The sequence below is a fragment of the Ruegeria sp. F12 genome, assembly GCF_056533885.1.
This window is the reverse complement of sequence record NZ_JBQFOV010000002.1, coordinates 362,138-381,729: the sequence shown is the minus strand read 5'-3', so window position 1 is coordinate 381,729 and position 19,592 is coordinate 362,138. Positions and strand designations below refer to the sequence as shown.

The following is a 19,592-nucleotide window of genomic DNA, read 5'->3' as shown; positions in this document are numbered from 1 at the left end:
ACATGAACGCGCAAACGTCTGAACGGGGCCGAAGACGGCGTGGGCGCGGTGGGGACACCGCGCCACCGCCCAGTCGCGACGTCAACTACCGCCAGCTCAGAAATCCCTTTCCGCAGATGGAAGTGTTCCCTGCAGATCAGATCGCGGACATTCACAACACTGCGCTGCGCATCCTGCAAGAACTTGGGGTCAAGGTCCTGCTGCCGGAGGCACGTCGTATCTATGCCGCTGCTGGAGCGCGCGTGGATGAAGGCAGTGAAATGGTTTTTATCGGTCGCGACATGGTTGAGGCCGCCGTCGCCTCGGCCCCCAAGTCGATTGCCTGCCGTGCCGGGTCACGTGGTCGCGATTTCACGCTGGAGCTGGGCTCATTGGTGTTTCAGCCAGGGGCGGGGGCGCCAAACGCCACCGATCTGGAAAGGGGTCGCCGCCCTGCGACGGGGCAGGATTATCTGGATTTCCTGAAGCTGACGCATCATTTCGATGTGTTCCAGATGATCTCACCCCAGGTAGAGCCGCAGGATGTGCCGACCAATTTGCGGCACTATTTCACCACGCAGGCGCAAATGGAACTGACAGACAAGTTCCCCTTCTTCTTCTCGCGCGGAACGCCGCAGGTGATGGATTGTTTCGAAATGCTCTCGACCGCGCGGGGGCTAAGCGATGACGAATTCCGTACAAACCCGCATTGTTACACGATCATCAATACCAACAGCCCGCGCACGCTGGATATCCCCATGGCACAGGGGCTGATCGATTTTGCGCTGCATGGGCAGATGTCGATTATCACGCCGTTTACCCTGATGGGAGCAATGGCCCCGATCACCGTGGCGGGCGCGATTACACTGTCCCATGCCGAGGCTCTGGCGGCATTGACCCTGACCCAACTGACCAAACCCGGCGCGCCAGTTTGCTATGGCACGTTCACCAGCAACGTGGACATGAAATCGGGCGCCCCTGCTTTCGGGACGCCCTCGCATTTTCAAGCGTCACTGGCTGCAGGGCAACTCGCGCGGCATTTGGGCTTGCCATGGCGATCCGCTGCGGGATCGGCTTCAAACATTAACGATGTGCAGGCGGCGAATGAGAACCAGTTTGGCCTGTGGGGCTGTCTAATGGCCGGGGCCACCGTGATCATACACGCGGCAGGATGGTTGGAGGGCGGGCTGTCCGTTTCATTCGAAAAGCTTGTCTGTGACGCCGAGGTGCTGAACATGGTGGCCGAGCTTTGCGCAGGCGCTCAGGCCGGCGCTGCCGAGATCGGTTTTGACACCGCGCTGAGCGAGGTCGACCCTAGCGGGCATTTCTTTGCCTCAACCCAGACTATGGAACGGTACAACACCGAATTCTATCAGCCCCATGTCCATGACTACGCCAATTTCGGGACGTGGACCGAGCGTGGCTCGGTCGATGCCAATCACCGCGCCACCGAAGTTTGGAAGGGTATCCTTAATGATTTCAAGCCCCCCAGCAGCAACAGCGACCAGCTGGGTGCCTTGCAGGATTTCATCGCGCGCAGGACCGCCGAGGGCGGCGCGCCGCCGGAGAGTTGAATGAACACCAAACCCATTCTTCACCGTGATGATCCGGATGCCGAACCTTTGGTCGGCAATATCAAGGTCACGCGGGACGACTGGCTGAATGTCGCGATGGACGTGCTGATCTCGGACGGGGTCGAGCAGGTCAAGGTGATGAACCTGGCCGAGCGTATGGCCGTGTCGCGGTCGTCTTTCTATTGGTATTTCAAGTCCCGGCAGGAGCTTTTGGATGCGTTGCTCGCCAAATGGCAGGCGACCAATACGGCGGCCCTGATCGCCCAATCCGAACTCCCTGCCGCAACGATCACCGCCGCTGTTTGCAATGTGCAGCGTTGTGTCGTGAACTCTGAGCTCTTCGATACCGCGCTGGATTTTGCCGTGCGCGACTGGGCGCGGCGGTCGGGCAAGGTACGGCGAATGCTGGATCAGTCGGATGCACGGCGGCTGGCGGCGCTGCGGGCAATGTTCATCCGCTATGACTATGATGAGACCGAGGCCGAGACGCGGGCGCGCGTGCTCTACTACATGCAGATCGGGTACGATTTGGCGCAGCTAAATGAGCCGATGTCGCTGCGGCTGTCGCTGGTCTCTCACTACCTGTTTGTTTTCACTGGTGTTGAACCGCTCGACGAAGAGATCGACGAGTTCAGCGCCTATTCGCGGTTTTACTGGGAGAAGAACACGTCATGAGCCAACCTGACGCAATCATCATCGGCACCGGAGTGATCGGGGCTGCCGTCGCATTCGAGATGGCCAAGGCAGGATGGAAAACCCTGTCACTGGACCGCAACGCTCAGGTCGGGCATGGGTCCACGGCCGGGTCCTGCGCCATCATTCGAATGCACTATTCGACCTTCGACGGCACTGCGTTCGCGTGGGAGGGGTATCACTATTGGCGCGACTGGGCTGCCTATCTGGGCCTGCCCGCTGATGCCAATCTGGCGCAGTTCCGCGAGACGGGGTGTCTGGTGATGAAGACCGATGCCAACGGGATGCTGGTCAAGCATATGAAAAACAGTGCTGATCTGGATTGCCCTTTTGAGGAATGGTCGCCTGAGAAGATCACCGAGCGCTTGCCTGTCTATTCGCTGGACAGTTTCACGCCGCCCAAACGCATGGATGACCCGGAATTTGGCCAGCCCAACGGGGGCAAGATGCAAGGCGGGGTGTTCTGGCCGCAAGCGGGCTACGTTACCGACCCGGCACTGTCGGCGCAGAACCTAATGGACGCGGCCAAATTGAACGGGGCCGAAGTACGCACCGGGGCCGAAGTGGTCAAGATTCTGACCGAGGACGGGCGCGTGGCCGGGGTCAAGCTGGCCTCGGGCGAGGAAATCCGTGCCAAGGTGGTGGTGAATGTGGCCGGACCGGGCTCGGCGATCATCAACGGTATGGCAGGTGTGCTGGATGATATGACCATCGAAACCCGCCCCCTGCGGCAAGAGGTGGTGCACGTCCCCGCGCCCGAAGGGTTTGATTTCGAAAATGACGGCACCATCGTGTCGGACAGCGATATCGCGCTTTACTGCCGTCCGGAACATGGCAACCACATCCTTGTCGGCTCGGAAGATCCGGAATGCGATCCACATCAGTGGTGCGAAGATGACGTGCACTACAACCGCGACTTCACCGATCAGTGGACCACGCAGGCGATGCGCTATGCACAACGGGTGCCCAGCCTCGGCATTCCCTCGAAAACGCGCGGCGTGGTGGACTTGTATGATGCGTCGACCGACTGGATTCCGATCTACGACAAATCCAGCCTGCCGGGGTTCTACATGGCCTGCGGGACCAGCGGGAACCAGTACAAGAACGCGCCAATTGCCGGCAAGATGATGGCCGCGCTGATCAACTATTGCGAGGGCGGTGCAGATCACGACGCGCAACCGCTGCGATTCGAACTGCCCTATATCAAGCGAATGATCGACGTGGGGTTCTATTCTCGTAAGCGCCCCATTAACGAAGAAAGCAGTTTTTCGGTTCTGGGCTAGCCGTCAGGCTGAATCGCTCTAGAATTCCGGGAGCAGAATGGGACGGAGCCCAGAATGACCGAACCGAGGAACCGAGTTCTGATACTGGGCAGCGCCCCAAGCGCAGTGGCCGCCCGACAGTGGCCCCGCGCGCCCTTTACCCATATAGTCGCCATCAATAATGCCTGGCGTGTCCGACCGGATTGGGATGTGTTGATTCACCCCGAGGATTTTCCGGTCGATAACAGACCTGCCGCGTCAGATCCGGGTCAGCGCATTGTCGAGGCCTCGGAGTATGTTCCGCTGCAAAATGCTTATGGCGGTTTCGTCTATGCGGGCGGGACGATGGCCTTGACGGCTGGGTATTGGGCTTTGGCATCGCTGCGCCCGGCGGTTCTAGCCTACTTTGGCTGCGACATGATTTACCCGAAAGTAGGCAAGACGCATTTCTACGGTCGCGGGGCCGCCGATCCCTTGCGTGATGATGTCACGCTTAGATCGCTCGAGGCCAAGTCCGCGCGTCTGGGCTTGTTCGGGGCTGCGCAGGGCTGCCGGGTCGTGCGGCTGTCGCAAGGGTGCAGCAGGTTGGTCTACCCCTCAGTTTCCACGACCTCTTTGATGTCACCTCAGTTGCCATCGACGGATGGGATGGACAACGTTTTGCGGTGCGAACGGGATCTGGGATATTATGTTCCGAGTGGTCGGTATTGGGAACATGCAGACAATTTTGACGTTGAGAAGCTGGATGTGCTGGATGACATGTGGTTGTCGATCTACAGTCGAACCGGCCTTGTTAACGTGGCCTAACCCGCAAATTTTACCCAAGCCCAGACCATAGCGACATACGTCAGATTGTGCAGGCATTGGTCTAGACCGGCAGCACGCCAGAAGGCCGATTGCGTCGGTACCAATTGCTTTTTGTCGGAATAACTGGCCTTGGCGAAATCAATGTTGAAATGAACGATCCATTCCAGCGCGGCGATGATCAGAATAAAGGCCCAGGGCGCGCCGAACAGCAAAAACACAAGGACAGAGCCCACTACATGCACCGCTGCATGTTGTGCCCGTCCCATGTGAAAATATTCTCCGCGTCCCGCCAGCATTTTTGGCGTTTGGAGGTAGTAGTCCGCAAACATATGTTTGATCTGCAATAAGCAGAGCATCAAAAACACTGCGCCTAAACTGGCATGCAAATGAATCCTCCCGACATCGTCCTGATGCAAAGTCTAGGCGCTAACTTGTGGTTGCGCAAATGAACTTGTTCACATTCGGCAAAAATCTGATCAAATTGGAAACTGTTTGCGTCGCTGGTCTCGATTGCGGTAAATTCAAAGCAACGGTTGTGCGGCGATGCTGTTCAGGCCGGGTCCATGAACCGTAGCAGGGGCAGGTTCCATAGAACGCACGATCTTCCGCTTTATTTGGAAATATTCGAAGCGCGACCAGTTAATCCTGCTGGCTGTGACTTCGACGCTGTTTCCCTTGCTGTATCTCACGCTGGAGTTGCCTAAGCGGATCATCAATGACGCCATCGGGGCCGGAAGCTCGGTGGTGAATGTGCTTGGCTACCAACTGCCGCAAACCACATTTCTGATCATCCTGTGTTTTGCTTTCCTTGCCGCAGTTTTGGCTCATGGCCTGATGAAAATGCGGATCAACACGATGAAAGGTGTGCTGAGCGAGCGGATGCTGCGCCGCTTTCGTTATCAGTTAATCAGCCGTGCCCTTCGGTTCCCTCAACCCTATTTTGAACGGGTCAGTCAGGGTGAGATGGTGTCGATGATCACCGCCGAAAGCGAGCCGATGGGCGGGCTGATGGGCGATGCGATCAGTCAGCCGGTGTTGCAGGCAGGACAGATGATTACCATCCTGTCCTTCCTGTTTTTGCAAAGCGTCTGGTTCGGCCTGGCCGCTGTTGCGTTGATCCCGGTGCAGGCGTGGCTGATCCCCAAGCTTCAACGCCAGATCAACCTGCTGAACAAGAAGCGTATTCAGGAAGTCCGCGTTCTGGCCGCCCAGATCGGTGAAAACGCGGCTGGTGCCTCGACCCTGCGCACCAATGGCGGATGGCGGTATCGGCGGGCGATGGTCTCGGATCAGTTGGGGCGCCTGTTCGGTATCCGGTTCGAGATCTACCAGAAAAAGTTCTTTATGAAGTTCATCAACAACTTCATCTCGCAACTGACCCCGTTCATGTTCTATCTGGTCGGTGGTTTGCTGGTACTTCAGGGTTCGGTCTCGCTGGGGGCGCTGGTGGCGGCGCTGGCGGCGTATAAGGACCTCAGCTCGCCCTGGAAGGAATTGCTGACCTACTACAACCAGACTCAGGACATGTCATTGAGATGGGAGGTGGTCGTCGAGCGATTTGCCCCACCGGGCATGCTGGACGAAAAGCTGTTCGAGGGTGAGCCCGAAAAACAACCGCGTCTGCGGGGCGATATCGTGCTGGATCATGTCTCGGTCCGGGATATGGACGGCAATCAGGTGCTGGATGATCTGAACCTCAGCTTTCCGGCGGGTAAGACTATCGGGATCGCGGCACCCAGCGAGGAAGATCGCCGCGCCATTGCCGAGCTGCTAACGCGCGAGATGCTGCCCAGTGCCGGGCGAGTATCGATAGGGACGCAGGATATTGCGAGCCTGCATCAGGGAGTCGTCGCGGCGCGTATCGGCTATGCTTCGTCTCGCCCGGTGATGTTTCAGGGCACGCTGGGCGACAACGTAATGATGCCGATCCGGTTCAAACCGCTAAGCGCGTCCACAGACGATCCCGGATTTGCCGAAACTCGACGGGCGGGCAACAGCGATGACCCGTTGCAGGCCCAATGGCTGGACCCGTCGCGTGCGGATCTGGACAGCCCCGAGGCGCTACGCGACTGGTGGTTGCACCTGATTGACGGGATGGGCTCGGGTGGGGCGTTGTTCCAGCGCGGGGCGGAACAGGCGTTTGATCCGGACACGCACCAAAATCTGGCGGGAAAACTGATTGAGCTGCGCCCGGTGGTGCAGCAGGCCGTGCGTGATGCCGGGCTGGAGCAACAGGCGCTGGTCTTTGATCGCTGCTGCTACAACGCGGCCCTGCCGGTGGCCGAGAACCTGCTGTTTGCCACCCCGCGCGTTCCGGTGACGCAGGCCCTGTTGGCACAGCAGACCGTTTTCCTTGGCCAGCTTCGGGAATTGGGGCTGGATGAAACGCTGGTGCACCTGACCCGCGACGTAATCGAAATGCTGCGCCAGATTTTCGGTCTGGACGGAACCGATCACCCTTTGTTCCGAAAGCTTGGGCTTGAGGCGCAAACCTATGAAAAGGCCATCGAACTTTTGGAACGCACGCGGGACGAAGGCGTGTCAGGTCTGGATGATGAACAGCTTGCCACGCTTCTGGCCGTGCCTGTTGTGATCTCGGCCGAGCAGATCGGGCCTGCGTTCACCGATGAGCTGAAGGATCGGATTCTGGAACTGCGCCACAGTCACTCGCAAAAGCTGCTGGAAACGCTGCACGATGTGTTTGTGCCACTGAACGCAGATGCTTTTGCACCGGGTTTGACGGTGATGGAGAATGCGCTGTTCGGAAAAGTCAGCCAGATCGGTGGCGCGCGCTCGGACGAGGTGCGCAAGCTGATCGTGGATGTGCTGGATCAGAACGGCGCACGGCCTTTAGTGGTCGAGTTGATATATGACGTGCCGGTGGCGTTGGGCGGGCAGAACCTGCCTGCGGTTTTTGCCGAACCGCTTTCCTTTACCCGTGCGACGATCAAGAAACCCGATATCCTGATCCTCGATAGTGCGCTCGCCAGCTATGACATGTCCACGCAGGTTGCGGTCTATAAGAACCTGCGATCGCTGCTACCCGAGACGACTGTCATCTATCTGAACGACCAGTTCGACAACCCCGGCGTATTCGACATGTTTGTCGAAATACGGCAAGGTCGTGTGGTTTCAGACGAAGGACCTACGGACGTGGAAGAAGACAGTGCTGCATCGGCCGACCTCGCGCGCAAACTGCGCGCGTTGGAGCAGACGCCGCTGTTTTCTGGCCTCGACCGTCGCCAACTTCGCCTGCTGGCATTTGGTGCCCGCTGGTTCGACGCCAAACCGGGCGAGATTGTTTTCCTCAAAGATGACCAGCCTACCGACGGGGCCTATGTAGTTCTGGAAGGGGAGGCTGGGCTGTACTTGCCGCAGCCCGACGGACCGGATCAGTTGATCACCACTGTAGGCGCAGGGGCGTTGGTGGGCGAACTGGGACTGATCCGCAAAGAACCGCGCGCGCTGAGCATGATCGCCGAGACAGAGCTGTCCTGTCTGCGCGTGGGCGAAGAGGAATTCCTGGCCGTTGTGGAAAATGACGCCGCGACGGCGTTTAAGCTGATGCAGGTGATTGCGGGCTACGTGTCGAACTAATCCTGCGGCTTGCAGAACAGATCGTAAAGCAGGCCGATCACCTGCTCGGTATTGCCGTCTTTCAACGAGTAATAGATCGTCTTGCCATCGCGACGGGTTGAAACCAGCCCCTCGGCCCGCAAACGCGCCAGCATCTGGCTGACGGCGGCCTGACGGATTTCCAGCAGCCTTTCCAACTCACCCACCGATTTTTCGCCCGTTCCCAAATGGCATAGGATCATCAGTCGGCCTTCATGGGCCAGAGCTTTGAGAAAAGCCGCCGCCTGCGCGGCGCTTTCCTTCATATCTGTTACGGCACCATCTGCCGTTTGCGTGTCGTTTTCCATGAGTGTCATGGGTGGCCTGTCTGAAACTAGGGGGTTCATGCAATATGCCGCAAAACCCTGCGGTTTGTCACCCCTCGGTTGCAGGCGCGCCGCCCTGAAACGCATTTCCGTTGACATAGTCGCAAGGTTCTTCCTGCATCTGTAAATGCAGACCCGTTCCGTCAAAGGGATGCGCGCGGGCCAATTCCTCGTCTACTTCAATTCCCAACCCCGGCGCGGTGGGCGCGGTGACAAACCCGTCCTCAACCCGAAGGCTGCCCTTGATCAGCGCGTCATGGAACGGGGTTTCGATCGTCTCAAGCAGAAGTAGGTTCGGGATTGAGGACGCCAGATGGATATTCGCGGCCCACTCGATCGGCCCGGCATAAAGATGCGGTGCCATCTGGGCGTTGAAAACCTCGGCCATGGCGGCGACCTTTTTCATCTCCCATATCCCGCCAGCACGTCCCAATGCGGGCTGCAGGATCTCAGCCGCACCCGCGCGCAGGACCGCGCCGAATTCGGCCTTGGTCGTCATTCGTTCACCGGTTGCCACCGGGATGCGGACATTTCGGGCGACGCGGGCCATGTCCTCGACCATGTCGGGCGGCGTCGGTTCTTCGAACCATAGCGGAGAATATGGTTCCAGCGCTTGTCCCAGACGGATCGCGCCTGCGGTGTTGAACTGGCCGTGGGTTCCGAACAACAGGTCGGCTTTGTCGCCAACCGCCTCGCGGATCGCTTTGCAGAAGGCCACGGACATTGAGATATCGGACATCGCGGGCATGTGCCCGCCCCGGATCGTGTAAGGCCCGGCGGGGTCGAATTTGACGGCTGTAAAGCCGCGCCGCACCATCTCGGCCGCGCATTCCCCGGCCTGTTCGGGCGAAGTCCAGAAGTCGGTCAGGTTATGCTGGGGTAGGGGATAGAGGTACGTATAGGCGCGAATGCGGTTATTCATCAGCCCACCCAACAAGGCATAGACCGGGCGGTCGCGGTCTTTGCCCAGAATGTCCCAGCAAGCGATCTCGAGCCCCGAAAACGCGCCCATCACCGTCAGGTCGGGGCGCTGCGTGAAGCCGCTGGAATAGGCGCGGCGGAACATGAGTTCGATGTTCTCGGGGTTCTCGCCCAGCATATGCCGCTCGAACACGTCGCGGATGACGTGGCGCATCGCCTCGGGTCCGACGGAGGATGCATAGCATTCCCCCCAGCCGGTAATCCCGGTATCGGTCGTGAGCTTCACCAGTATCCAATAACGCCCGCCCCAGCCCGGCGCAGGCGGGGCGGTGACGATGATGTCGAGATCTTGCAGTTTCATGCGCGGCTAGCCTCGGTCAAACAGGATCACGTTGCGTTTGGCCGATCCGGTCTTGGTGTCGGCAATGGCCTCGTTGATTTGATCCAGTGACCAGCGGCCCGAGATCAGCTCATCCAGTTTCAGCCGCCCTTGTTCATAGAGGTCGATCATCCATGGGATATCCCGCTGAATGACCACATCGCCCATTTTCGACCCGATCACGCCTTGGCCCAAAGCGGCCAGCATAACCGGTTCATAGGTCGACATATCCCCGGAATGCGGCATCCCGATCATGATCGCCTTGCCGCCGCGTCCCAGATAGCGCGGGGCTTGATCATAGGCCGGGATGGCGCCGACGGTAATCAGTACCGCATCCGCGCCGCGCCCGCCCAAAGCCTTGTAGGATTCCTTCCAAGGGGCTTTGGCCGTTGCCAGAACGCCATGGGTCGCACCGAATTCTTTCGCGATCTCAAGCTTCTCTTCGGTCATGTCGACAGCCACGATACGGCGGGCCCCGGCTATACGAGCGCCTTGAATTGCGTTCAGGCCCACCCCACCCGCGCCGATCACGACGACGTCCTGACCGGCCCGCAAACCAGCGGCGTTGACGGCAGCACCTACACCGGTGATCACACCGCAGGACAGCAGGCTGGCAACGTCCTTGGGCATGGTTTCGGGGATTTTCACGATCTGCCTATGGCTGACGACGACCTTTTCGGCAAAGGCACCACAGGCCATGGCCTGATCCAGCGGTTCATCGTCCGAGGTCCGCAAGGGCCCCTTCACTGTGTTATGGGGCGTTTCGCAAATGGTCGGTTGCCCACCCGCGCAGGACGGACAGGACCCGCATGCGCGGATCAGAGTGACCACGACCGGATCCCCGACCTGAAACCCGTCGGTTGCAGCGCCCACGGCGGAGATCACGCCCGCGGCCTCGTGCCCATAGACCGCAGGCAGGAACCCGCCCCATGCGCCGCTGGCGTAAGAGATGTCCGAGTGACAGATCGCCACCGCATCCAGGGTCACTTCGACCTCGCCCGTTCCCGGTGGTGCCAGTTGCACGTCCTCGATGACCAGAGGTTCGTTAAACGCCCGGCATACGGCGGCTTTGATGGTTTGCATGGTTTGCCCTCGTCCTTTTCCGGTCACGGTGACGCGGACGGGCGCGCGACGCAAGGCGGAAACCGTCACAAAAGTGTCGTTGTCAGGTCATGACCTTAGGTGACCGGAAGAAAAGGACAAAGCCCACAACCATCAACAGCATGGCCAGAAAAAACGGTGCCCCCGGCAGATAGAGCACGGCATCCGGGCGCGCAAACTGCGCAAAGACGCTGGTCATCACCAAAGGCGATATTACCATCGACAAGGCATGCAGTGAGGTGAGGACGCCCTGCAACTCTCCTTGCTGGGAATCCGGCGTGGCGCGGGATGTCATCGCTTGCAACGCCGGGGTGACGATTGCACCAATGGCGGTGATCGGGATCAGCATCAGGGCGATGAAGCCGTTGGTCAGAAATCCCAGTATGATAAAGCTGACGATCTCGAAGCCCATGCCGTAGATGATGGTCTTGCGCTCACCAAAATACCGCATGGCCGGTCGGATCAACCCGCCCTGAACCGCGGCCATTCCGATGCCGTAGACGCCCAGCGACAGGCCGATCATCTGCGGCGACCAGCCAAAGCGCTCTGTGGTGAAATAGGCCCAGATTGCCGGATAGACGTAGATCGACACGGAATAGAGGAAATAAACCCACAACAACGGGCGAATTCCGGGCAGGCTGGCTATGGCGCGCAAAGAGTTGACCGGATTGGCGCGGCGCAGGCTGAACGCGCGGCGGGTTTTGTCGGTAACGGTCTCGGGCATGACAAAGACACCGATGGCGAATGCGAGGGTTGAAAGCCCAGCGGCAGCCCAGAAGGGCGCGCGGGTTCCGTATTCGCTGAGCAATCCACCGATTACGGGGCCAAGGACAAAGCCGATGCCAAAAGCCGCGCCCAGCAGGCCGAAATTGGCTGCCTTGTCTTTCGGTTTCGAGACATCGGCCATGAAGGCGGCAGCGGTGGCATGGGTGGCTGCTGTGATACCTCCGACAAGGCGCCCAATCAGCAAGAGCCAAATGCTGCCTGCCAGTGCCATCACGACATAGTCCAGCGCCATCACGAACAGCGAGACCAGCAAAACGACCCGCCGTCCATACGCGTCCGAGAGGTTGCCCAGGATCGGGCCGAATACAAATTGCATGGCCGCGAATGTTGTGCTGAGCACGCCGCCCCAGATAGCGGCGCTTGCGAGGGTGCCGCCCTGAACCTCGACAATGAGCTCTGGCATGATTGGCAGAACAAGGCCGATGCCCATCGCGTCGATCATCACGGTCAGCAGGACAAAGAGGAAGGGCAGGCGCATCGTCAGCAATCACCCAAGTGGTCCGGCGGGCGCTGGTCCCTCGGTGATTGGACGAAAAGCGTCAACACGGACGACCGGATGGAAAGGTTTGTTCGGCGATGGCGTTCAGAATTCCGGCCAATGTGTCAGGCTGCGAGAAGAACGGAGAGTGCGAACTGTCGATGTCAAAGCGCATATCTGGCGGCACCGACAGGCTCATTTGTGCCTGATATTCTGGCGGAATGGTGCGGTCGTCGGTCGCGCGGATATAAGCCCTTGGAACTTGATCCCACCTGTCGGTGAGGGGCAGGGGCGTGTCCTGCGGCGCGATGGGTTGCGGGCACAAGCGAGCCAACGCGCAGCGCACAGATTGTGACGGGCAGTCGTGATAGAATAGGTCCTGCACGCAATCCGGCTTGACGATGTAGGACAAACCATCGGTTGATTTCTCGACCGCGTCTGCGATGGTCTGGCGCGGCGATTTACGGCGCATCTCGACCATCGACATACCATCCTTGGGCACATAAGCGCACAGATAGACTAGCGCCTTCATGGCCGAAGGATTGGCCTCAGCCGCGGCGCTGATCGGGTAGCCGCCCCAGGAATGTCCGACGATGATCGTTTCAGGGGTCGAAGCGGCCAACACCGCATCCCGGCACCCGGTCAGCGTGACTTGCGCAATGGGCGTCGGATCCGAGCCATGGCTGGGCATGTCAATCGCGCGGGCCGTGTGGCCCAAAGCCTGAAGCGCCGGGATCAGGTCGCGCCAGCACCACGCGCCGTGGCAGGAGCCGTGTACCAACAGAAAATCCGCCATATCAGCCCTCCTTCAGATATGACCGATATCGGTCAGGAAACGGTGCAGCAGGTTTGCATATTCTTCGGGCTGCTCGACGCAGGGCAGATGCCCGGCCCTGCGGATCAACTCGAACTTTGATCCCGGGATCAGTTCGATGGTCTCACGCACCAGATCGGGCGGGGTCGAGCCATCCTCGCTGCCCGCAATGCCCAGCGTGGGCAGGCGCAAGCCGCTTGTGGGGGTGTAAAAATCCGTGCCCGAAATGGCCGCACAACACCCAATATACCCTTCGGCAGGCTGGCGTTCCATCATGTTCCGCCACAGCAGCATATCGGGCGTGGCGCGAAACACGCGCGAGAACCAGCGCTCCATCGTGGCGTCGGCCAGCGCCTCGATCCCATCCTTGCGGATGGCGTCGATCCGGTCCTGCCACATGGTGGGCGTGCCGATCTTGGCCGCCGTGTTCGACAGCACCAGTGCGCGCACCTGATCCATGCGTTTAACGGCCAAGCCTTGCGCAATCAGCCCGCCGATAGACAGGCCCACAAACACGCAGTCGCGCACATTCAGAAGATCTAGCAACGCTTCGGCATCCCGCACCAGCGCCCCCATCGAATAGGGACCCGTTGGGCACGACGACAGGCCGTGCCCGCGTTTGTCATATCGAATGATCCGAAGACCAGCGGGCAGATGGGGCAGCACGGCGTCCCACAGGCGCAGATCAGTGCCAAGCGAGTTCGCAAACACCACGGGCGGCCCGTCGGGGTCGCCGTCAATCCGGTAGTGAAGCTGGACATCCCCAAGATCAGCGATCTGCATGACTGTTTCCCCGTTCATCCCATTTGGAACCGACTAATACCCAAATCGCGTAGGGTTTGTCAGGTCAGGAACTCCAGCGCCTTGGCAAAGACATCCGGGTCCGTGTTTCCGCCCGAGGCGACGACGATCACCGCATCACCCTCGATCTCGTCGCGCCGAAACAGGGCCGAGGCCAGCGATACCGCTCCGCCCGGTTCCAGAACAATCTTGAGGCGCAAGAAGGCCAGCGCCATGGCGTGCATGGCTTCATCTTCGGACACAGCCAGGCCGGGGCCGCACAGGCGGTTGAGGATCGGGAAGGTGATATCCCCCGGTTGCGGGGTCAGGATAGCGTCGCAGATATTGCCGCTGGTTGCCGCGTTGCTTTGGATTTGCCCCGTCGCTAAAGAGCGTTTCACGTCGTCAAACCCCTCGGGTTCGCAGGGGCGGGGACGCAGGCCGGGAGCGTGTTCTTCAAGCGCCAGCGCAATGCCCGAGGTCAGCCCGCCGCCACCGCAGCACACCAGCACATCTGCGTGTTTCACGCCCAAATCCGCAACTTGCCGGGCGATCTCTAGACCAGTGGTGCCTTGCCCGGCAATCACTTGCGGTTCGTCATAGGGGCGGATCAGGGTCAGGCCACGCTCGGCGGCCAAAGCTTCGCCAATTTCTTCGCGGCTTTCCGTGGCGCGGTCGTACAGAACCACCTCGCCCCCCAGAGCGCGGGTGTTGTTGATTTTCAACTGGGGCGCGTCCGAGGGCATGATGATCACCGACGCGATACCGTGACGGGTTGCGGCGTGGGCCACGCCCTGCGCGTGATTGCCCGAGGAAAAAGCGATCACCCCGCGGCTGCGCTCGGCTTCGCTGAGCGCTGAAATCGCCGACCAAGCTCCGCGAAACTTGAAGCTGCCGGTATGTTGCAGGCATTCGGGTTTGACCAGCACCCGGCGGCCCGCAATCTCGTCCAGAAACGGGGAGGTCAGGATCGGTGTTTCCCGCACGTTGCCCCGCAACCGTTCTGCGGCCGCTTCAATCATTTGCAATGTGCTCATACGGCGTCCAATACGTTGCGGATCAGCTCCAGGGATTGCGGTTCGTCCAGAAAGGGCGCGTGGCCCCGGTCAGGGACTTCGACTGAGACGAGCCCGGGATGACGTCTATGCATCTCGGCCAGAGTGTCCTTGCCAAGCACATCGGAATTTGCACCCCGAATGACGCCGGTTGGAATATCGCGCAAAGCCTCAAAAAACAGCCACATATCCGGGATCGCCCCGGCGGCGGCCTGTTCCAGCAGAGCAGTACGCAACCCCAGATCATAGCGCAAAGCTAGGCCCTGTTCAGTTTCCTGATTCTGGAATTCAGCCATTTGCCGCCATCGCTCCAGCGGAACTCCGGGGAAATGCTCGGCCATCATATGCTGCAGGGCAAGAGCTGCTTCATCATAGGTTTTGGAAACCGGCTTTTTGCCGACATAGCCCATGATTTTGGCAATCCCTGACGTGTCGATAACCGGCCCGATATCGTTCAGCACGACCGAGGCCAAACGCTCGGGGTGACTGGCGGCGAGCGCCATGGCTATCAACCCGCCGCGCGAAGTGCCGATCACCGAAACCCGCTCAAGCCCAAGATGGTCCAGCAATTCGATCGCGTCATGGGCTTCGCGCAGAACGTTATAGTTGCCGTGGTCGGTGTCATACTCCGACTGGCCGCGCCCTCGGTAGTCCATCGCAATCATCCGATGATCTGCCATATGCGGTGTCAGAAACGAGAAGTCCTGGGTATTACGTGTCAGCCCTGCAAGGCAAAGGACGGGCGAACCTGATCCGTTTTCTTCGAAATACAGGTTCTTTCCATCAGTTGTTGTAAAAAATGTCATTCCAGCCCAGCAAGTTGAGGGATCGTCGTCAGGTCGGACAATACATGCGCGGGTCTCCAGGGCAAGCGGTCCATTGGTTCCTTTGCGCGGTTGACCCATGCGGTGGTAAAACCATAGCCACTGGCACCTGCGGCGTCCCAGCCGTTTGAACTCACGAACAAAATCTCGTTCCGTTCGCCGCCGAACCGTTCCTGCACCAGATCGTAGACGCGTACATGGGGTTTGAAGACCCCGACGCTTTCGACCGACAGGACATCGTCCAGCACATCGCCAATCCCCGCAGATTGCACCGCACCGTCCAACATCGGCGGCGAGCCGTTCGACAGAATCGCGGTCTGCAATCCTCCGGCCTTGAGCGCTTGCAGCATCTGGGGCACTTCGGGGTAGGCCTGCAATTCCCAATAGAGGTCGAGCAGACGTTGCCGTAGTTTTGAATCGCCATCCAGACCGGTGGCCTCCAAAGCCCAATCCAACCCGTCCTGAGTGACATCCCAGAAATCCGCATGTGCGTCCGAGACCGCGCGCAGCCAAGTATATTGCAACTGCTTCAGGCGCCAGTAATTGGCCAGTTCGGGCCATTTCTGCCCCAGTGCTTCAAACCCCGGCTCGGCTGCGGCCTGTCGTGCGGCGGCGGCTACGTCAAACAGCGTCCCGTAAGCGTCGAAGATACATGTTTTGATCGGCATCTGATCCCTCCATCCCTGGGGCGCAGGTTGGCAAAAGAGGAACGGGTTTACAATGGCGTGTCACACTCTAGGGTTGGCCGTTCAACTCTTTAACGGCCGGAGGCCAGAATGACCGCTATCAAACAGGGCGACACGGTTCGCATTCACTATACGGGGACGTTACTGGACGGGAATGTCTTTGACAGCTCGGACGGGCGCGATCCGCTGGAATTCGTGGTGGGATCGGGGCAGATCATTCCGGGGCTCGACAGTGCTATGCCCGGCCTGACGGTGGGTGAGAAGAAGAAGGTCGAAATTGCCTGCGTCGATGCGTACGGGCCGATCAACCCGGCGATGCGGCAAAGCATCCCGCGCGAAGGCATCCCCGATGATATCCCGCTGGAGCCCGGTTCGCGGCTGCAAATGCAGGCACCCGACGGGCAGGTCATGCCGGTGACGGTGGTTGAAGCGGATGAGGCAACGGTGACACTGGACGCCAACCATCCCTTGGCCGGTCAGGACCTCGTGTTTGATATCGAGGTCGTGTCGATCAACTGACCCTGCGCCGATGCGGATCAGCCTGCCAGCAGGCTGGTCCAGGATGCGACTGCGCTTCTGACCTGCGGCTGGGTGAAATACACAAACAGCATCAGCATTGTGGTCAGGCCCAGCAGGGCTATGCGCCCTCGCGCACCCAGAAATCCAGACTTGCGACGGGATCGGGACGTGCGCGCGGTGCTTGCCGCGATATGTTCAGCTTTGCTCATACCCGTATCCCTGCCGGTGAAAGATGGTCAAATCTGGGCACCGGCGGGGAAAATTGGGGTCACATAAAGTCAGGCTGCGGCATGCCCAGAACGTGGAAGCCACCATCTACCTTGATGATCTCGCCCGAGGTGCATGCCCCGGCCTCGGATGCCAAATAAACAGCGGTGCCGCCTACGGCCTCAAGCGTAGCGTTCGAACGCATGGGCGCGTTCTGGTCGCAGAACTTGTAGGTCTTGCGTGCGCCACCGATGGCCGCACCGGCCAGCGTTTTCATCGGACCGGGCGAGATGGCGTTGACGCGAATGCCTTCGGGGCCAAGATCATTGGCCAGATAGCGCGTCGCCGATTCCAGCGCCGCCTTGGCCACACCCATCACGTTGTAGTTCGGAACCACGCGGTTCGAACCCTGATATGTCAGCGTCAGCAGCGTGCCACCATTGTCTTTCATCATCGGATAGGCGCGGCGCGCGACCTCGATGAAGGAATAGGCCGACACGTCCATCGAGTGTTTGAAATTCGCCCGCGTGGTGTTCAGGAAGCGGCCGGTCAGTTCCGACTTGTCCGAATAGGCAATCGCATGAACCACGAAATCAATGGTGGGCCAGCGTTCGCCCAGCTCGCCGAACGCTCGGTCCAGCGAGTCGTCATCGGTGACATCGGCGTCGACCATGAAGTCGCTGCCGAGGCTCTGGGCCAGCGGCTCCAGCCGTTTACCAAAAGCCTCGCCCTGATAGGTGAATGCCAGTTCGGCACCGGCCTCGTGCATGGCTTTGGCGATACCCCACGCGATCGAGCGGTCGTTCGCCACGCCCATGATCAGGCCGCGTTTGCCTTTAAGAAGATCCGACATCACATTCACCCGTTATACTTTGAAAGAACCATGGATCCGTTGGTGCCGCCAAAGCCAAAGCTGTTGGTCATCACCGAGTCGAGTCCCGCATTTTCAACAACTTGCGTTGCAATTTCACCGGGCTGGATGCCTTCGGCGAGCGTTTCGACATTGATCGACGGTGTAATGAAATCATTGTCCAGCATCAGCAAGCAGAAGATCGCCTCTAACGCGCCTGCGGCACCTTGCGCGTGGCCGGTCATCGACTTGGTCGAGGAAATCGGCGGCACGTTGCGTTCACCAAAGATGCGGCGTACGGCTTCAACCTCGCCCACATCGCCGACCGGGGTCGAGGTGCCGTGGGCGTTGATGTATCCAACCTTTCGGCCTTCGGGCAGGGTGGACAGGGCCAGACGCATCGCGCGTTCGCCGCCTTCACCCGAAGGGGCCACCATGTCATGCCCGTCCGAGGTTGCGGCATAACCGGTCACTTCGGCATAGATCTTGGCACCGCGTGCCAACGCGTGATCCAGATCCTCCAGCACGACAATGCCGCCGCCGCCGGAAATCACGAAACCGTCGCGATTCTGGTCAAAGGCGCGCGAGGCTTTGTCCGGCGTGTCATTGTATTTCGAAGACATCGCGCCCATCGCGTCAAACAGGCAGGACAGCGTCCAGTCCAGCTCTTCGCCGCCGCCTGCAAACATCACGTCCTGCTTGCCCAGCATGATCTGTTCCGCCGCGTTGCCGATGCAATGCAGTGAGGTCGAGCAAGCCGAGGTGATCGAGTAGTTAATGCCCTTGATCTTGAACGCGGTCGCAAGGTTGGCCGAAATCGTTGAGCACATGCATTTCGGCACCGCAAACGGCCCGATCCGCTTGGTCGCGCCATTCTTCAGTACGGTTTGGTGCGCAGTCAGCATCGCACTGGTCGAGGGGCCACCCGAGCCGGCCACCAGACCTGTGCGCGGGTTCACCACCTGATCTTCGGTCAGACCGGAATCTGCGATCGCCTGGCTCATCGCGATATGGGCATAAGCCGCGCCGGGACCCATGAAACGCAAGGTGCGCTTGTCCACATACTCGGTCACGTCGATCTTCAGCGACCCTGCAATCTGGCTGCGGAAACCGTGTTCGACCATCTGGTCGTTGGCCTCAATGCCGGATTTGCCAGCTTTAAGTGAGGCCAGAACCTCTTGGGCATTGTTCCCGATGGAGGAGACAATCCCCAAACCGGTGACAACTACTCGACGCATATGCGTGCTCCTTATTTCGGGCCGATCAGGCTCAGGCTTCGGACAGGACGACTTTCATGTCCTTGACGTCGTAAATCATTTCACCGTCCGCTTCGACGATACCATCCGCCACACCCATGGTCAGGCGGCGCGTCTGGATCGCTTTTTTGAAATCAATTTTGTAAGTCAGCATCTTGCGGTCGGGGCGGACCATGCCGGTCAGCTTGACCTCGCCCACGCCAACAGCCATGCCACGCCCCTGCCAGCCGCGCCAGCCCAGGTTAAAGCCGGTCAGCTGCCACAGGCCATCCAGCCCCAGACAACCGGGCATAATCGGGTTGCCGGGGAAGTGGCAGTCAAAGAACCACAGGTCCGGAGTAATGTCGAATTCCGCCAAAACATGACCTTTGCCATGGGCTCCACCATCGGCTGAGATATCGGTAATCCGGTCCATCATCAGCATCGGCGGGGCGGGCAACTGCGCGTTACCGGGGCCGAATAATTCGCCACGGGCGCATTTCAGCAGATCATCCTTGTCAAAGCTGCTCGGGAATTGGGCCATTCTTGCCGCCTCTCCTGCCAGGGGTCCGTTTATCTAATCTGGCCTCGTCTAGCACCCGTATGCAAGGTCCTGCAAGAGCGGTGACATACATCATGACCAGTTCCGTCTGTTCTTGCGAATGAATTTCATTTGAAATTCCTAGGCCTCAGCACTTATA

At 59.6% G+C, this 19,592-nt stretch carries 20 protein-coding genes; 6 read left to right on the top strand and 14 right to left on the bottom strand.

Annotated features, from left to right (window positions below):
• Positions 1-2 precede the first annotated feature (2 nt).
• Genes ACR0CA_RS04555 through ACR0CA_RS04540 form a run of 4 tightly spaced genes read left to right on the top strand, consistent with a single transcriptional unit; the run spans position 3 to position 4,315 of the window.
• The gene (locus tag ACR0CA_RS04555; RefSeq protein WP_480897556.1) at positions 3-1,553 is read left to right on the top strand and encodes a trimethylamine methyltransferase family protein; all 1,551 of its coding nucleotides are present in this window, start codon (positions 3-5) and stop codon (positions 1,551-1,553) included.
• On the top strand, positions 1,554-2,228 hold the full coding sequence (locus tag ACR0CA_RS04550; RefSeq protein WP_480897555.1) for a TetR/AcrR family transcriptional regulator: 675 nt from the start codon (positions 1,554-1,556) through the stop codon (positions 2,226-2,228).
• On the top strand, positions 2,225-3,529 hold the full coding sequence (locus ACR0CA_RS04545; protein WP_480897554.1) for an NAD(P)/FAD-dependent oxidoreductase: 1,305 nt from the start codon (positions 2,225-2,227) through the stop codon (positions 3,527-3,529). The genes ACR0CA_RS04550 and ACR0CA_RS04545 overlap by 4 nt, the downstream gene beginning before the upstream one ends.
• Positions 3,530-3,583: 54 nt before the next feature.
• Entirely contained in the window at positions 3,584-4,315 is a 732-nt protein-coding gene (locus ACR0CA_RS04540) for a hypothetical protein (protein WP_480897553.1), read from the top strand.
• On the opposite strand, the gene ACR0CA_RS04535 is transcribed toward ACR0CA_RS04540, so the two are convergent.
• Complete coding sequence (locus tag ACR0CA_RS04535; protein ID WP_480897588.1) at positions 4,312-4,671, bottom strand: DUF3307 domain-containing protein; 360 nt, start codon at positions 4,669-4,671, stop codon at positions 4,312-4,314. The two genes, ACR0CA_RS04540 and ACR0CA_RS04535, sit on opposite strands and share 4 nt — an antisense overlap.
• 244 nt (positions 4,672-4,915) lie before the next feature.
• On the opposite strand from ACR0CA_RS04535, the gene ACR0CA_RS04530 reads away from it, so the two are divergent.
• Positions 4,916-7,912: a cyclic nucleotide-binding domain-containing protein gene (locus tag ACR0CA_RS04530; RefSeq protein WP_170790499.1), complete on the top strand. Its 2,997-nt coding sequence runs from the start codon at positions 4,916-4,918 to the stop codon at positions 7,910-7,912.
• Here ACR0CA_RS04530 and ACR0CA_RS04525 read toward each other — a convergent pair.
• The 9 genes from ACR0CA_RS04525 to ACR0CA_RS04485 all read right to left on the bottom strand — a co-directional run bounded on the left by ACR0CA_RS04525 (position 7,909) and on the right by ACR0CA_RS04485 (position 16,062).
• Positions 7,909-8,196 (bottom strand): ArsR/SmtB family transcription factor, encoded by a 288-nt coding sequence (locus tag ACR0CA_RS04525; protein ID WP_170770588.1) that lies wholly within the window; start codon positions 8,194-8,196, stop codon positions 7,909-7,911. The two genes, ACR0CA_RS04530 and ACR0CA_RS04525, sit on opposite strands and share 4 nt — an antisense overlap.
• A gap of 109 nt (positions 8,197-8,305) precedes the next feature.
• Positions 8,306-9,538 carry a mandelate racemase/muconate lactonizing enzyme family protein gene (locus ACR0CA_RS04520; RefSeq protein ID WP_480897552.1) on the bottom strand — a complete coding sequence of 411 codons (1,233 nt, stop codon included), beginning with the start codon at positions 9,536-9,538 and terminating at the stop codon, positions 8,306-8,308.
• 6 nt (positions 9,539-9,544) lie between these two features.
• A complete protein-coding gene (locus tag ACR0CA_RS04515; protein WP_480897551.1) occupies positions 9,545-10,639 on the bottom strand; it encodes a Zn-dependent alcohol dehydrogenase in 1,095 nt (364 codons plus the stop codon).
• Between the two features lie 82 nt (positions 10,640-10,721).
• The gene (locus tag ACR0CA_RS04510) at positions 10,722-11,921 is read right to left on the bottom strand and encodes a TCR/Tet family MFS transporter (protein ID WP_480859679.1); all 1,200 of its coding nucleotides are present in this window, start codon (positions 11,919-11,921) and stop codon (positions 10,722-10,724) included.
• Positions 11,922-11,982: 61 nt separating this feature from the next.
• Positions 11,983-12,717 (bottom strand): alpha/beta fold hydrolase, encoded by a 735-nt coding sequence (locus tag ACR0CA_RS04505; protein WP_480897550.1) that lies wholly within the window; start codon positions 12,715-12,717, stop codon positions 11,983-11,985.
• A gap of 12 nt (positions 12,718-12,729) precedes the next feature.
• Complete coding sequence (pcaD, locus tag ACR0CA_RS04500; RefSeq protein ID WP_480897549.1) at positions 12,730-13,518, bottom strand: 3-oxoadipate enol-lactonase; 789 nt, start codon at positions 13,516-13,518, stop codon at positions 12,730-12,732.
• Positions 13,519-13,577: 59 nt separating this feature from the next.
• Positions 13,578-14,552 carry a threonine ammonia-lyase gene (locus ACR0CA_RS04495; protein ID WP_480897548.1) on the bottom strand — a complete coding sequence of 325 codons (975 nt, stop codon included), beginning with the start codon at positions 14,550-14,552 and terminating at the stop codon, positions 13,578-13,580.
• Complete coding sequence (locus ACR0CA_RS04490) at positions 14,549-15,376, bottom strand: alpha/beta fold hydrolase (RefSeq protein WP_480502844.1); 828 nt, start codon at positions 15,374-15,376, stop codon at positions 14,549-14,551. The genes ACR0CA_RS04495 and ACR0CA_RS04490 overlap by 4 nt, the downstream gene beginning before the upstream one ends.
• Complete coding sequence (locus ACR0CA_RS04485) at positions 15,373-16,062, bottom strand: haloacid dehalogenase type II (protein WP_480897547.1); 690 nt, start codon at positions 16,060-16,062, stop codon at positions 15,373-15,375. The genes ACR0CA_RS04490 and ACR0CA_RS04485 overlap by 4 nt, the downstream gene beginning before the upstream one ends.
• Before the next feature lie 108 nt (positions 16,063-16,170).
• Here ACR0CA_RS04485 and ACR0CA_RS04480 point away from each other — a divergent pair, with 108 nt between their 5' ends.
• Positions 16,171-16,599 carry an FKBP-type peptidyl-prolyl cis-trans isomerase gene (locus tag ACR0CA_RS04480; RefSeq protein ID WP_480897546.1) on the top strand — a complete coding sequence of 143 codons (429 nt, stop codon included), beginning with the start codon at positions 16,171-16,173 and terminating at the stop codon, positions 16,597-16,599.
• A 17-nt stretch (positions 16,600-16,616) separates the two neighbouring features.
• Here ACR0CA_RS04480 and ACR0CA_RS04475 read toward each other — a convergent pair whose 3' ends face one another.
• From ACR0CA_RS04475 to fabA, 4 genes are read right to left on the bottom strand one after another with little or no spacing between them, the layout of a single operon-like run.
• Positions 16,617-16,808: a hypothetical protein gene (locus ACR0CA_RS04475; RefSeq protein WP_480548986.1), complete on the bottom strand. Its 192-nt coding sequence runs from the start codon at positions 16,806-16,808 to the stop codon at positions 16,617-16,619.
• Positions 16,809-16,867: 59 nt separating this feature from the next.
• Positions 16,868-17,659, bottom strand: coding sequence for an enoyl-ACP reductase FabI (locus tag ACR0CA_RS04470; protein WP_170782930.1), 792 nt, complete (start codon positions 17,657-17,659; stop codon positions 16,868-16,870).
• 5 nt (positions 17,660-17,664) lie between these two features.
• The gene (gene fabB / locus ACR0CA_RS04465; protein ID WP_480897545.1) at positions 17,665-18,894 is read right to left on the bottom strand and encodes a beta-ketoacyl-ACP synthase I; all 1,230 of its coding nucleotides are present in this window, start codon (positions 18,892-18,894) and stop codon (positions 17,665-17,667) included.
• Between the two features lie 31 nt (positions 18,895-18,925).
• Entirely contained in the window at positions 18,926-19,435 is a 510-nt protein-coding gene (gene fabA / locus ACR0CA_RS04460) for a bifunctional 3-hydroxydecanoyl-ACP dehydratase/trans-2-decenoyl-ACP isomerase (RefSeq protein ID WP_170326986.1), read from the bottom strand.
• Positions 19,436-19,592: the final 157 nt, after the last annotated feature.